This is a genomic window from Streptomyces sp. NPDC038200 (assembly GCF_055600785.1).
On the sequence record NZ_JBVJYH010000021.1, the window covers coordinates 101,211 to 113,309 of the forward strand.

Below are 12,099 nucleotides of genomic sequence, written 5' to 3' on the forward strand. Positions count from 1 at the left end.
CTGACGCTCCTTGCGATGTCCTCGGTCGCTCAACGGTACCCGGCGTTCCTGTCCGACCGGTACCGTCCCGAGGTGAGACTTCTGTCAGTTCTGCTCCGACGCGCCCAGGACGAGTGACACCTCCCGCTCGGTCCCCCCGCGTTCGACCGACAGCCGCAGCCGGTCACCTGGCCGGTGGGCGCGGATCTTGACGATCAGCTCCTGGCCGGTGTGGACGCGCTCCCCCTCCACCTCGGTGATGACGTCGTCCGCCTTGAGGCCGGCCCGCTCGCCGGGGCCGCCGCGGGCGACGGCGGGACCGCCGTTCGCGCTCTTGCCGTCGATACGGGCGCCGTCGCCGCTGTACCCCATGTCCAGGGTGACGCCGATCACCGGATGCGTGGCATGGCCGTCGTTGATCAATTCCTCGGCGACGCGTCTGGCCTGGTTGACGGGGATGGCGAAGCCGAGGCCGATGGAGCCGGCCTGGCCGCCCTCGGAGTCGGATCCGCTGCCGGCCGAGCGGATGGCGGAGTTGATGCCGACGACCCGGGCCCGCGAGTCGAGCAGCGGACCACCGGAGTTGCCCGGGTTGATGGGCGCGTCGGTCTGGAGCGCGTCGACGTACGACACGTCGCTGCCGTCGCTCTTCTGCCCGCCGGCGGTGATCGGCCGTTCCTTGGCGCTGATGATGCCGGAGGTGACCGTGTTGGCCAGGTCGAAGGGGGCGCCGATGGCGACGACGGGGTCGCCCACCTTGACGTCGTCCGAGTTGCCGAGCGGCAGCGGGGTGAGCCCGTGGACGCCGTGCACCTGGACGACGGCGAGGTCGTAGCCGCTGTCCCGGCCGACGACCTTGGCCTTGACGGTGTCGCCGCTGCTGAACGTCACGGATATCTCGCCGCCCGAGCCGGCCGGCTCGACGACATGGTTGTTGGTGAGGATGTGTCCCTGCGCGTCGAGCACGAAGCCGGTGCCGGTGCCCGCCTCGTCGGCCCCCCGGACGTGCAGCGTGACCACGCTGGGCAGGGCGCGGGCGGCGATCCCGGCCACACTGTCCGGCGCCCGGCCGGCCGGCACGCTCCCGGCCTGCGGCAGCTGTATGTCGTCACCGAGTCCCCCGTTCTCCACATAGGCGCCGACGGCTCCGCCGATGCCTGCGGAGACGAGGGCGACGACGAGGGTCCATCCGATGAGGAAGCGCTTCGCGCGCCGGGTGCGCTGCCGGTCCGTCGGTATCGCTTCACCGGTCTGCTGCAACGGCCCCCGGGTGAGGGCCTGCTCCCGGGCGGAGCCGGCGGCCCAGGGGTCGTAGCGCCCCCAGGGGCCGGCGCCTTGCGGCCCGGAGTCGACGGGCTGGACGCCGGCCACGTCCGGCACGGACGCGGGAGGCACGGACGCGGGCGCCGATGCCTGCGCCGGCACGTGGGGCGCGGAAGCGGCCGGCGGTACGGGGGCCGTGGCTGCGGGTGCGGGGGCCGCGGGTACGACGGCCGTGGCCGCGGGTACGGCTGTCGCGGGTGCCGGGACGGGCGCGGGGGCCGTGGGCGCGGGCGTCCCCCGCGCCGGTGTGGCCGCGGGGTGCTGTACCGGCGGCGCGGGTGCCCAGGGGCCGGGCTCGCCGTACGGCGGGGTGCTGTACGGGTCGGGGTCGTGCAGCGGCCTGGGCCGCTCGGCGGGGGCCGTCCAGGCGGTCTCCCCGGTCGCTGCCGCGCCTTCGCTCTCGGCACCGGCGGGCGGAACCGGCGCCGGCTTGGCCAGCTCGAAGTCACCGTCCGGAGCGCTGGTGTCCGGCACGCCGCCCCCGGCGCTCTCCGTCCGGCCGGCCGGTGTCACTCCCGCCGCTCCCTCCGGTTCGGCCACCGGCGGGACACGGTTCCCCTCGTTCATGCTCTCCCCACGGCTGGGCCGCGGCCGCGCGCTGCGACGGCCACGGGACGACGTCTACCGCCCCGGGTCATCGCCGCGGGCACGGCTGCACAGGATTCAACCAGGTTCCCGGGCCGTGGCGCAGTGGCCGGTCAGGGCGACTGCCGGGGCGTGCCGGGAGGAACCGGGGAGGCCGAGGGGACGGAGGGAGCGGCGGGGGTGTCGGGGACGGGGGCGGACAGCAGGCCGGAGCCGGTGACTCCGGGGGTCGTGGCCCCGTCGGTGCGCGGGAGGGCCACGGTCGCGTCGAGCGGGCGTATCAGCGGGGAGACGGCCGCCGCACCGGCGAACACCGGCGTGGTCAGGCCGTGCACCAGGCCGGTCCGGGCCACCCCGGTGTCCGGGGCGGGCACCCCGGGCAGCAGCGGCGCGGACAGGGCGGTCGGCGCCACCGGGACCGGCCCGAGCAGCGCGCCGCCCTGGGCGAGCAGCGGTCCCGCCGGGCGGCGGCGCTGGGTGTCCGGCGTGGCCGCTCCCCCGCCCGCTCCGGTGCCCGCGGTGCGCGCCGGAGTCACGTTGCTGCCGGCGCCGGAGCCGCCGCGGGCGTCCGTGGTCAGGTCGCCGGGGAAGGCGGTGGTCACGCCGCCGAGGGCGACCGCGGCCAGCGACACCGCACCGGCCGCGGCGACCGCGAAGCGCAGCCCGCGGGAGCCGGAGCGGCCGTCGTCCGGGCGGCCGACGGGATGGATGCGGAAGCCGCGGTCCTCGGGCGCGGGAACGCGGTCCTCGGGCGCGGGGACGAAGCCGTGCGGGCCGGCGGGGACGTATCCGAACGGGAGGCGGTCACCGCGCCTCACGCCGAGGACGCCGGAGGCTTCGGCGGCGGGGCCGCTTCCGAGGAGTCCGCCCCCGGGGGGCGGCGTGCCGCCGCCGTCCAGGTCACCTCCCCCGGGCAGCCCCTGGAGCCGGGCCAGGAAGCTCTCCGAGAGCGGGGGCGGGGCCGCCGCCGCGAACACGTTCTTCAGCGCACGCTGGGCGTCCGCCTCCGCCTTGCACCGGGCGCAGGTCGCCAGATGGGCGAGGACGCGCTCTCGCGTCTCATGTCCCAGCTCCCCGTCCACCAGGGCGGAGAGCCGGTCTCCGAGGTGCTGCTCCGCGAGATGCGGCTCCTCGACGGGTTTCGGCCGTGATCCGGTCACGCGGTCGCGCCCCCTCCTCCCAGAGCGGGGACACGGGCCAGGAAGGAGCGCCGCTCGGCCGCGCGGGCCTCCGGGGAGCGGTGCGCGAGGGCCTTGCGGAGCTGGGACCGGCCGCGGTGGATACGGGAGCGGACCGTGCCGAGCTTCACGCCGAGGGTGGCGGCGATCTCCTCGTACGACAGTCCTTCGATGTCGCACAGGACGACGGCGGCACGGAACTCGGGCGCCAGGGTGTCGAGGGCCTGCTGGACGTCGGCGTCGAAGTGGGCGTCGTTGAAGAGCTGCTGCGGGGTGGGTTCGCGGCTGGCCAGGCGCTCGGCCGCGTCCTCCCCGAGGGCGTCGAAGCGGATGCGCTGCTTGCGCCGGACCATGTCCAGGAAGAGGTTCGTGGTGATGCGGTGCAGCCAGCCCTCGAAGGTGCCCGGCGAGTACGTCGACAGGGAGCGGAAGACGCGGACGAAGACCTCCTGGGTGAGGTCCTCGGCGTCGTGCTGGTTGCCCGTCAGGCGGTACGCGAGCCGGTAGACGCGGGCGCTGTGCGTGCTGACGATCTCGTCCCACGTGGGCGGAGTCCACGCCTGCCCGTCCGCGTCGGTGGTGAAGGTCGCGGTCTGGGTCTCGCCTGCGGCGAAACCGGCGGCGTGGTGGTCAGCAGCGGTGTCGGTCACGGATTTCGGCCTACCCGCCGACCCGAGGAAGCGCCGCAGCACTCCGCCCCGGTCCCCGGGCGCAGCCGCACCTCCCCTGTCGGCTCTGGTGGTGTCCAGTGGAGCCCCTACCATAGCCACCTCGCCCGTTAGGACCGGATAAGCGGTTTTACGAGAATTTGATCTGGGCTGATACGGCTCATACGGCTGCGTCAGCATGTGCTCGGCGTCCTGATCCATCTCTTACCCCCCGTCGCGTCCCGGGCCACCGCCCCCACCCCTTAAACGCACGGTCCCATCTGCGGGTTCCCGCCGCCAACGGATACAGTCACGCCCAGGCAACCAGGGGACAGGAGAGGGTCATTACCGGCAACCGGCAGACGAGCTGGGCGTTCGCCGACGCCTTTGTCGCCGAGGACGAAGCGCTGCACTGGGCCCGTGACCGGGCCCGGGAGGCAGGGCTGCGCTCGGTGACGCCCAGCACGGGCGCCGCGCTGCGACTGCTCGCCGCCTCGGTGGACGCGAAGGCCGTCGCGGAGATCGGCACGGGCTGCGGGGTGTCCGGGATCCATCTGCTGCACGGGATGCGGCCGGACGGGGTGCTCACCACGGTGGACCCGGAGCCGGACCACCAGCAGTTCGCCCGGCAGGCCTTCCGCGTCTGCGGTTTCGCCAGCAACCGGGCCCGTTTCATCCCCGGCCGCGCCCTGGACGTGCTGCCGCGGCTCGCGGACGCCGGCTACGACCTCGTCTTCTGCGACGGAGACCGGCTGGAGTACCCGGACTATCTAGCTGAATCGTTGCGTCTGCTGCGGCCGGGCGGACTGGTGGTCTTCGAAGGGGTCTTCGCCAACGGTCGTACGGTCGACTCGGGGCCGCAGCCGACCGAGGTGTTGCGGCTGCGGGAACTGCTGCGCACCGTGCGGGAGAGCCAGGAACTGGTGTCGTCGCTGCTCCCGGTGGGCGACGGGCTGCTGTGCGCCGTCAAGCGGTGACCGCCGGACCCTGCCGAGCGGTGACCGCCGGACCCCGTCGAGCGGTGGCCGGGGCCGTCACGGCCCCCGGAACGCGGCTGCCCCGACACCGCGTACGATGCCGGGGCAGCCGCAAGGACAGGATCGTTGGGACGTCAGACGACGACCTTCTTGAGGGCGTCGCCAAGCGCCTCGGCCTCGTCAGGGGTCAGCTCGACGACGAGTCGACCGCCGCCTTCGAGCGGAACGCGCATGACGATGCCCCGCCCCTCCTTGGTCACCTCGAGCGGGCCATCGCCCGTCCGCGGCTTCATGGCCGCCATGCTCGTTCCCCTTCCTGAAACCAGCTCATCGTCTGCCGACGGCCCCCCAGAGGGCAACCGCCATCCAAAGCGGACACGCGACACCGGCATCGAACACATTGCTTCCCAGCCATTATCCCGCATCGCAGGACCCGATGACCAACATCAGTCGGCATCGCTTGGGCAACGCGCGCGAGCAAAACCACCCAATTCGGCGATGTGACTGCGATACTGCGCCACCGCACGGAGATCCGGCCACCGACTCCGGTCCGGTTTTCTTTGACGCAGGTCACACGTCCCGTCCGGCCGGTGGGCGGCGATCTCCGCCATGCTGTCCTCAGAGAGGGACGTACTGAGCGGTACGTCACCCGCCGCGACCGAAGGGGATGCGCCATGGCCGACACCGTGCTCTACGAGGTGAGCGACGGACTCGCGACGATCACGCTGAACCGCCCCGAGGCGATGAACGCGCTGAACGTCGCGACCAAGGTCGCCCTCCGGGAGGCGGCGGAATCGGCGGCCGGCGACACCGCCGTCCGGGCGATCCTGCTGACCGCCGCCGGGGACCGGGCCTTCTGCGTGGGCCAGGACCTCAAGGAACACATCGGGCTGCTCGCGTCGGACCGGGCCTCCGGATCCGGGCAGACGATGAGCACGGTCAAGGAGCACTACAACCCCATCCTGCGGGCACTCGCCGGGGCGCCGAAGCCGGTGGTCGCGGCGGTGAACGGCGTCGCGGCCGGGGCCGGGTTCGGTTTCGCGCTCGCCGCGGACTACCGGCTGGTGGCCGACACCGCCGCGTTCAACACGTCGTTCGCGGGGGTGGCGCTGACCGCCGACTCGGGCGTCTCCTGGACGCTGCCCCGGGTGATCGGCCCGAGCCGCGCCGCCGACCTGCTGCTCTTCCCGCGCAGCATCACCGCCCAGGACGCGCTGGAACTGGGCATCGCCAACCGGATCGTCCCGTCGGCCGAGCTGCGCGCCGAGGCCGAGAAGGTGGCCCGGGCGCTGGCCGAAGGGCCGACGGTGGCGTACGCGGCGCTCAAGGAGGCGGTGGCGTACGGCTTGACGCACTCCCTGGACGAGACGCTGGAGAAGGAGGACGAGCTGCAGACGCGCGCGGGGCAGTCCGAGGACCACGCGATCGCCGTGCAGGCCTTCGTGAACAAGGAGAAGCCCAAGTACCTGGGGCGGTAGCCCGGCGTACGCCGCCGCGGGCGTCCGCCGGGCGCCCGCGGTCCTACCGGGCGCCGCGGGCCACGCACGTCTCCAAGTGGTCGTCGACCAGTCCGCACGCCTGCATCAACGCGTACGCCGTCGTCGGGCCGACGAATCGGAGACCGCGCTTCTTCAGGGCCTTGGACAGGGCCGTGGACTGCGGGGTGACCGCCGGGACGTCGGCGAGGGTCTTCGGGGCCGGGCGGGTGGCCCGGTCGGGAGCGTGGGACCAGATCAGGTCGTCCAGGTCGCCCTCGGCCCAGTCGGCCAGCACGCGCGCGTTGGCGACGGTGGCGTCGATCTTGGCGCGGTTGCGGATGATGCCCGGGTCGGCCAGCAGGCGCTCGCGGTCGGCGTCCGTGAAAGCGGCGACCTTCTCGATGCGGAACCCGGCGAACGCCGTGCGGAAGCCCGGGCGGCGGCGGAGGATGGTGATCCAGGACAGGCCCGACTGGAAGGCCTCCAGGCTGAGCCGCTCGAAGAGGGCGTCGTCGCCGTGGACCGGACGGCCCCACTCCTCGTCGTGGTACGCCACGTAGTCGTCGGTGGACAGGGCCCAGGGGCAGCGCAGGGCGCCGTCCGGGCCGGCAGTGGCCGCTCCGGTCGTCATCGCTGGTCCTCCGGTCCCTCGCTCTTGTCCGCCCGCGCCTGGTGCACGTGCGCGGCGGCGGCTCTGGCACCGGCCAGCGCCGACTCCAGGTCGGCGATGCGGGCGTCCCGCTCCGCCAGTTCGGCGGCGAGCCGGCCGAGCGCGTCGTCGACGTCCGCCATGCGGTAGCCGCGGGGTGCGAGCGGGAAGCGCAGGCTCTCCACGTCGGCGCGGCCCACCGGGCGGTCCGCGGGCAGGGGGTCCTGGAGCCGTTCGGGCGCCACCTCGGGCAGCGGGGCGTTCTCCCCGCCGCCCACCACGGCCAGGGTCACCGCGGCGACCACGACGGCCAGCGCGACGACCAGGAACAAGAACATCACCATCGCCGTAAGGTCCCCACGCTCGTACCGGTCGCTGTGCCGGAAGCCGAATCTGTCAGGGTCCGATCGTGCCATGCGAGTCTGACAGTTAGGGTCACAGGCGGCCGTACTGCGGGACGTACTAGGAGAGGTCACAGCGGATGCTCAGGCTGGGCAGGCGGGAATTCGGGCCGCACGAGCCGGTGATCATGGCGATCGTGAACCGGACCCCGGATTCCTTCTACGACCAAGGAGCCACCTTCCGCGACGAGCCGGCCCTGGCGCGGGTGGAGCAGGCGGTGGCCGAGGGCGCCGCGATCATCGACATCGGCGGTGTCAAGGCCGGGCCCGGGGAAGAGGTCACGGCCCGGGAGGAGGCGCGCCGGACGGTCGGTTTCGTCGCCGAGGTGCGGCGCCGGTTCCCCGAGGTGATCATCAGCGTCGACACCTGGCGGGCCGAGGTCGGCGAGGCCGTGTGCGAGGCGGGCGCGGATCTGCTGAACGACGCGTGGGGCGGGGTCGACCCGGGGCTCGCGGAGGTCGCGGCGCGGTACGGGGTGGGGCTGGTGTGCACGCACGCGGGTGGCGTGGAGCCGCGCACCCGCCCGCACCGGGTGACGTACGACGACGTCGTGGACGACATCCTGGAGGTGACCCTGGGGCTGGCCGAGCGGGCGGTGGCGCTGGGGGTGCCGCGGGAGTCGGTGCTGATCGACCCCGGGCACGACTTCGGGAAGAACACGCGGCACAGTCTGGAGGCCACGCGGCGGCTGGACGAGATGGTGGCCACGGGGTGGCCGGTGCTGGTGTCGCTGTCCAACAAGGACTTCGTCGGCGAGACGCTGGACCGGCCGGTGAAGGAACGGCTGATCGGCACGCTGGCGACGACCGCCGTTTCCGCGTGGCTCGGGGCGCAGGTATACCGGGTGCACGAGGTGGCGGAGACCCGGCAGGTCCTGGAGATGGTGGCGTCGATCGCGGGACACCGCCCTCCCGCGGTGGCCCGCCGCGGCCTGGCCTGACCCCTGCCTCCTCGCCCGCCCCCACGCGCCCGGGGCGGCCGGGAGCGACGCCCCGGCCGACCGGGCCGGCCGGGGGCAGGTGCGGGGACGGGGAGCCCGTGCCCCGGACTCCCCGGCCGCCTGTGCCGAGCGGGCGGGTCGGGCGGGCGGCGAGGCCGGTCGCGGCCCCGTGCTAGCGGCCCGCCTCCTTCGACACCAGCGCCACCGCCTCCTCCACGTCGTCCGTCAGGTGGAACAGGAGCAGGTCCTTCTCCGCCGCCTTGCCCTGGGCGACCAGCGTGTTCCGCAGCCAGTCCACCAGGCCGCCCCAGTACTCGCTGCCGAACAGGACGATCGGGAAGCGGGTGACCTTCTGCGTCTGGACCAGGGTCAGGGCCTCGAACAGCTCGTCGAGGGTGCCGAGGCCGCCGGGGAGGACCACGAAGCCCTGCGCGTACTTCACGAACATCATCTTCCGGACGAAGAAGTACCGGAAGTTCAGGCCGATGTCGACGTACGGGTTGAGCCCCTGCTCGAAGGGCAGTTCGATGCCGAGGCCGACCGAGGTGCCACCCGCCTCGCACGCCCCCTTGTTGGCCGCCTCCATGGCTCCCGGACCGCCGCCCGTGATGACCGCCCAGCCGGCTTCCACCAGCCCCCGGCCGAGCCGCACCCCCGCGTCGTACTCCGGCGAGTCCACCGTGGTCCGGGCCGAGCCGAACACGCTGATGGCGGGCGGGAGTTCGGCCAGGGTGCCGAAGCCCTCGATGAACTCCGACTGGATGCGCAGCACACGCCAGGGGTCCGTGTGGACCCAGTCCGAGGGACCGCCCGCGTCCAGCAGCCGCTGGTCGGTCGTACTGGCGGTGACCTGGCCCCGCCGTCGGAGGACCGGTCCGAGCCGCTGCTCGTCCGGCGGCTGCTTCTTCCCCTCGGGGTTTCCGGTAGCCATGTGCGCTCCCTCCGCTTGCCGGTAGTTCGATCTCAGACTAGATCCACCCGGGTTACGGAGGGGGGACATGCGCATGTCCGCCACGCATGCGGCGAACGGGCTCCCTACGCGGTGAGCCAGTTCCGCAGGCGCTCCTCGCCGGCGAGGATCTTCGCGGTCTCCACGCGCTCGTCGCGCTTGTGGGCCAAGAGCGGGTTGCCGGGGCCGTAGTTGACGGCGGGGACGCCGAGCGCGGAGAAGCGGGACACGTCCGTCCAGCCGAACTTGGGCCGCGGGGTGCCGCCGACCGCCTCGATGAAGGCCACCGCGGCCGGGTGCGAGAGGCCGGGCAGCGCGCCGGGGCTGTGGTCGTCGACCACGAACTCCTCGACACCGCAGTCCGCGAACACCTCGCGGACGTGTGCGATCGCCTCCTCCTCGGTGCGGTCGGGGGCGTAGCGGAAGTTGACCGTCACCACGCACTCGTCGGGGATGACGTTCCCGGCGACTCCCCCGCCGACGGCCACCGCGTTCAGGCCCTCGCGGTACTCCAGGCCGTCGATGAGCGGCCGGCGCGCCTCGTAGGAGGCCAGACGGGCCAGGATGGGAGCGGCGGCGTGGATGGCGTTGGCGCCCATCCAGCCGCGCGCCGAGTGGGCCCGCTCCCCCTTGGTCCTGAGCAGCACCCGCAGCGTGCCCTGGCAGCCGCCCTCGACCTCCCCGTCGGAGGGCTCCAGCAGGACCGCGAAGTCGCCCGCCAGCCAGTCGGGGTGGGCCTCGGCGACGTGCTTGAGGCCGTTGAGGTCGGCGGCGACCTCCTCGTTGTCGTAGAAGACGAAGGTCAGATCGCGGTTGGGGGCGGGGACCGTGGCCGCGATGCGCAGCTGCACCGCCACGCCCGACTTCATGTCGCAGGTTCCGCAGCCCCACAGCACGCCGTCCTCGTCGAGCCGGGAGGGCACGTTGTCCGCGATCGGGACGGTGTCGATGTGGCCGGCCAGGACGACACGCTCGGCGTGGCCCAGGTTCGTGCGGGCGATCACGTTGTTGCCGTGGCGGTCCACCGTCAGGTGCGGCAGGGCGCGCAGGGCGGCCTCGATCGCGTCCGCGAGGGGCTTCTCGGTGCCGCTCTCGGACGGGAAGTCCACGAGCTGCGCGGTGAGCGCGGCGGCGTCCAGCGTGAGGTCAAGCGAGGTGTCGGCCATGGCCCCGACCCTAGCGCGCCGGTCGGTGGACCGGGCCGTCCCCGGCGTACGGACCCCTCGTGAGGGTCCGGCGGGGCTCCAGTACCTTGTACGCGTGTCAGAGCCGTCCCCCACCCGCCCCAAGCGCCGCGGCCGCCTCTTCCGGTTCGCCGCGGCCCTGTTGGTCCTCTGCGGCGTCGCCGCGTACCTCGTGGTGCAGTACGTCACCGGCGGCGGAGCGCGCGGCTGCACGGTGCTCCCGGCCTCCGGCGAGGGGGCCTCGTACGAGTTCACGCCCGAGCAGGCGGTGAACGCGGCGACGATCGCCGCGGTCGGCACCGCACGCGGGATGCCCGAGCGGGCCGTGACGATCGCGCTGGCGACCGCCCTCCAGGAGTCGGGGCTGCGGAACATCGAGCACGGCGACCGGGATTCGCTGGGCCTGTTCCAGCAGCGCCCCTCGCAGGGCTGGGGCACCGAGCGGCAGATCATGGACCCCGCGTACGCGGCGGGCATCTTCTACGCGCACCTGGACAAGGTGCCGAACTACACCGATCTGCCGCTGACGGTGGCCGCGCAGCGGGTGCAGCGCAGCGGCTACCCGGAGGCGTACGCCAAGCACGAGCCGGACGCCTCGCTGCTGGCCGGCGCGCTGACCGGCCGTGCGGCGGCCGCCTTGACCTGTGACGGGCGTCCGCAGCGCACGGCCGCGGCGACCGGCCCGGACGCGGTACGGGCCGCGCTGGTCCGGGACTTCGGGCGGGACGCGCTGCAGGAGGCCGGGGCGGAGGTGGGCGGGACGCCCGTGCCGTCGCCGTCTCCGTCGCCGAGCGTGACCGCGACCGCGCACGGGCGGACGGTGACCGTTCCGGTGCCCGAGGGCACGAGGACGGACGCGAGCGGGCGCGACGAGCGGGCGCGCGGCTGGCAGCTGGCGCAGTGGGCGGTCGCCAACGCGTCGGCACTGCACATCGACCGCGTGTCGTACGCGGGGCGGGAGTGGACCGCGGGGAGCGGCGGCAGCGTGTGGAAGGCCGTTTCCTCGGCGGGGGCGGGCGGGGCGGAGAGGTCCGTGGGCACGGTCCGGATCGTGACCGGACAGTAGTACGGCGGATCACTCCCACGGGTTGTGCGGCCCCGGGTCGCGGGGCCGTCGGGGTGAGGTGTGGGCCGGACGCGGATTCTCTTGGAAATCAAGGGCTGGAAGGATTCTGCGCAGGTAGCGGCAGACGGTCTTTGCCCATTTTTATCCACACCTGATAATGCGATGCGTTATCCATTCTTTACCTGGGGCGTCCGCAACCTTCGCGGGCTTCGAGCGGTAGTCACGGCGTCCGGGCCGGACCCGAGCTTGGACGCACACCGTTCTCTCCCGTCGAATGGAGCATCATGTCCCTCCCTCTGACCCGCCGGATCGCCCGTGCCGCGCTGCTCGTCGCAGCGGGAGCGGCTGCCGGGGTCGGTGCGGCCGGCTCCGCCGGTGCGGCCACGACCCTGCCGGCGGCCACCCCGAACCTGAGCGGTATGGCCACGCCGGACGCGGCGCACGTCGCCACCACCGTCGACGGTGCCGCGCAGAACGTCACCGCGCTCGCGGGCCGCGCCGGCGGCAAGGCGGTGGAGCAGGCGCTGCCGGCCGCCGGCAAGGCCGGCGGCGGTGTCGTGAAGAAGGCGGCGCCCGCGGCGCAGCAGGCCGCGGGGGACGCGGCCGCGACCGCGGGCGGTGTCCTCGGGGACGCTGCCGTGGGCACGGCGAAGGGCGGCCTGCCGACGTCCAACCTGCCGGTCAAGGGCCTGCCGATCGGCTGATCACACGGCTGCCACCGCCGGCGGGGTCCCGGGTTCAC

The 12,099-nt window shown here is 73.6% G+C and carries 13 protein-coding genes; 5 read left to right on the top strand and 8 right to left on the bottom strand.

Annotated features, from left to right (window positions below):
* Positions 1-84: 84 nt before the first annotated feature.
* The 3 genes from ACZ7KF_RS33245 to sigE form a co-directional block, all read right to left on the bottom strand.
* Entirely contained in the window at positions 85-1,869 is a 1,785-nt protein-coding gene (locus tag ACZ7KF_RS33245) for a S1C family serine protease (protein ID WP_471083488.1), read from the bottom strand.
* Positions 1,870-2,000: 131 nt separating this feature from the next.
* Positions 2,001-3,047: an anti-sigma factor family protein gene (locus tag ACZ7KF_RS33250; RefSeq protein ID WP_471083491.1), complete on the bottom strand. Its 1,047-nt coding sequence runs from the start codon at positions 3,045-3,047 to the stop codon at positions 2,001-2,003.
* Entirely contained in the window at positions 3,044-3,757 is a 714-nt protein-coding gene (gene sigE, locus ACZ7KF_RS33255) for an RNA polymerase sigma factor SigE (RefSeq protein ID WP_471083494.1), read from the bottom strand. Before sigE ends, ACZ7KF_RS33250 begins: the two co-directional genes overlap by 4 nt.
* A gap of 236 nt (positions 3,758-3,993) precedes the next feature.
* On the opposite strand from sigE, the gene ACZ7KF_RS33260 reads away from it, so the two are divergent.
* The gene (locus ACZ7KF_RS33260; protein WP_471083667.1) at positions 3,994-4,689 is read left to right on the top strand and encodes an O-methyltransferase; all 696 of its coding nucleotides are present in this window, start codon (positions 3,994-3,996) and stop codon (positions 4,687-4,689) included.
* Positions 4,690-4,823: 134 nt separating this feature from the next.
* On the opposite strand, the gene ACZ7KF_RS33265 is transcribed toward ACZ7KF_RS33260, so the two are convergent.
* On the bottom strand, positions 4,824-4,991 hold the full coding sequence (locus tag ACZ7KF_RS33265; protein WP_018544333.1) for a DUF3117 domain-containing protein: 168 nt from the start codon (positions 4,989-4,991) through the stop codon (positions 4,824-4,826).
* 372 nt (positions 4,992-5,363) lie between these two features.
* Between ACZ7KF_RS33265 and chcB the strand changes: the two genes are divergently transcribed.
* A complete protein-coding gene (gene chcB, locus ACZ7KF_RS33270; RefSeq protein ID WP_471083497.1) occupies positions 5,364-6,167 on the top strand; it encodes a 2-cyclohexenylcarbonyl CoA isomerase in 804 nt (267 codons plus the stop codon).
* A gap of 43 nt (positions 6,168-6,210) precedes the next feature.
* Here chcB and ACZ7KF_RS33275 read toward each other — a convergent pair whose 3' ends face one another.
* Both ACZ7KF_RS33275 and ACZ7KF_RS33280 read right to left on the bottom strand, forming a co-directional pair.
* Entirely contained in the window at positions 6,211-6,798 is a 588-nt protein-coding gene (locus ACZ7KF_RS33275) for a DNA-3-methyladenine glycosylase I (RefSeq protein WP_471083500.1), read from the bottom strand.
* The gene (locus ACZ7KF_RS33280; protein WP_471083503.1) at positions 6,795-7,160 is read right to left on the bottom strand and encodes a DivIVA domain-containing protein; all 366 of its coding nucleotides are present in this window, start codon (positions 7,158-7,160) and stop codon (positions 6,795-6,797) included. Before ACZ7KF_RS33280 ends, ACZ7KF_RS33275 begins: the two co-directional genes overlap by 4 nt.
* Positions 7,161-7,297: 137 nt before the next feature.
* On the opposite strand from ACZ7KF_RS33280, the gene folP reads away from it, so the two are divergent.
* Positions 7,298-8,158 carry a dihydropteroate synthase gene (folP, locus tag ACZ7KF_RS33285; RefSeq protein WP_471083506.1) on the top strand — a complete coding sequence of 287 codons (861 nt, stop codon included), beginning with the start codon at positions 7,298-7,300 and terminating at the stop codon, positions 8,156-8,158.
* Between the two features lie 172 nt (positions 8,159-8,330).
* Here folP and ACZ7KF_RS33290 read toward each other — a convergent pair whose 3' ends face one another.
* Together ACZ7KF_RS33290 and dapE are read right to left on the bottom strand one after the other, a co-directional pair.
* On the bottom strand, positions 8,331-9,089 hold the full coding sequence (locus tag ACZ7KF_RS33290) for an LOG family protein (RefSeq protein ID WP_471083509.1): 759 nt from the start codon (positions 9,087-9,089) through the stop codon (positions 8,331-8,333).
* 104 nt (positions 9,090-9,193) lie between these two features.
* A complete protein-coding gene (gene dapE, locus ACZ7KF_RS33295) occupies positions 9,194-10,273 on the bottom strand; it encodes a succinyl-diaminopimelate desuccinylase (protein ID WP_471083512.1) in 1,080 nt (359 codons plus the stop codon).
* A gap of 94 nt (positions 10,274-10,367) precedes the next feature.
* On the opposite strand from dapE, the gene ACZ7KF_RS33300 reads away from it, so the two are divergent.
* A complete protein-coding gene (locus tag ACZ7KF_RS33300) occupies positions 10,368-11,357 on the top strand; it encodes a VldE C-terminal domain-containing protein (RefSeq protein ID WP_471083514.1) in 990 nt (329 codons plus the stop codon).
* A 284-nt stretch (positions 11,358-11,641) separates the two neighbouring features.
* Positions 11,642-12,061, top strand: a complete 420-nt coding sequence (locus ACZ7KF_RS33305; RefSeq protein ID WP_471083517.1) for an ATP-binding protein — start codon at positions 11,642-11,644, stop codon at positions 12,059-12,061.
* The last annotated feature ends 38 nt before the right edge of the window (positions 12,062-12,099 follow it).

Excerpts from the sequence above, each read along its gene's own strand:
- ACZ7KF_RS33245 (WP_471083488.1), bottom strand. The coding sequence starts at position 1,869 with ATGAACGAGGGGAACCGTGTCCCGCCGGTGGCCGAACCGGAGGGAGCG.
- ACZ7KF_RS33265 (WP_018544333.1), bottom strand. The coding sequence starts at position 4,991 with ATGGCGGCCATGAAGCCGCGGACGGGCGATGGCCCGCTCGAGGTGACC.
- chcB (WP_471083497.1), top strand. The coding sequence starts at position 5,364 with ATGGCCGACACCGTGCTCTACGAGGTGAGCGACGGACTCGCGACGATC.
- ACZ7KF_RS33275 (WP_471083500.1), bottom strand. The coding sequence starts at position 6,798 with ATGACGACCGGAGCGGCCACTGCCGGCCCGGACGGCGCCCTGCGCTGC.
- ACZ7KF_RS33280 (WP_471083503.1), bottom strand. The coding sequence starts at position 7,160 with ATGGTGATGTTCTTGTTCCTGGTCGTCGCGCTGGCCGTCGTGGTCGCC.
- folP (WP_471083506.1), top strand. The coding sequence starts at position 7,298 with ATGCTCAGGCTGGGCAGGCGGGAATTCGGGCCGCACGAGCCGGTGATC.
- ACZ7KF_RS33290 (WP_471083509.1), bottom strand. The coding sequence starts at position 9,089 with ATGGCTACCGGAAACCCCGAGGGGAAGAAGCAGCCGCCGGACGAGCAG.
- dapE (WP_471083512.1), bottom strand. The coding sequence starts at position 10,273 with ATGGCCGACACCTCGCTTGACCTCACGCTGGACGCCGCCGCGCTCACC.
- ACZ7KF_RS33305 (WP_471083517.1), top strand. The coding sequence starts at position 11,642 with ATGTCCCTCCCTCTGACCCGCCGGATCGCCCGTGCCGCGCTGCTCGTC.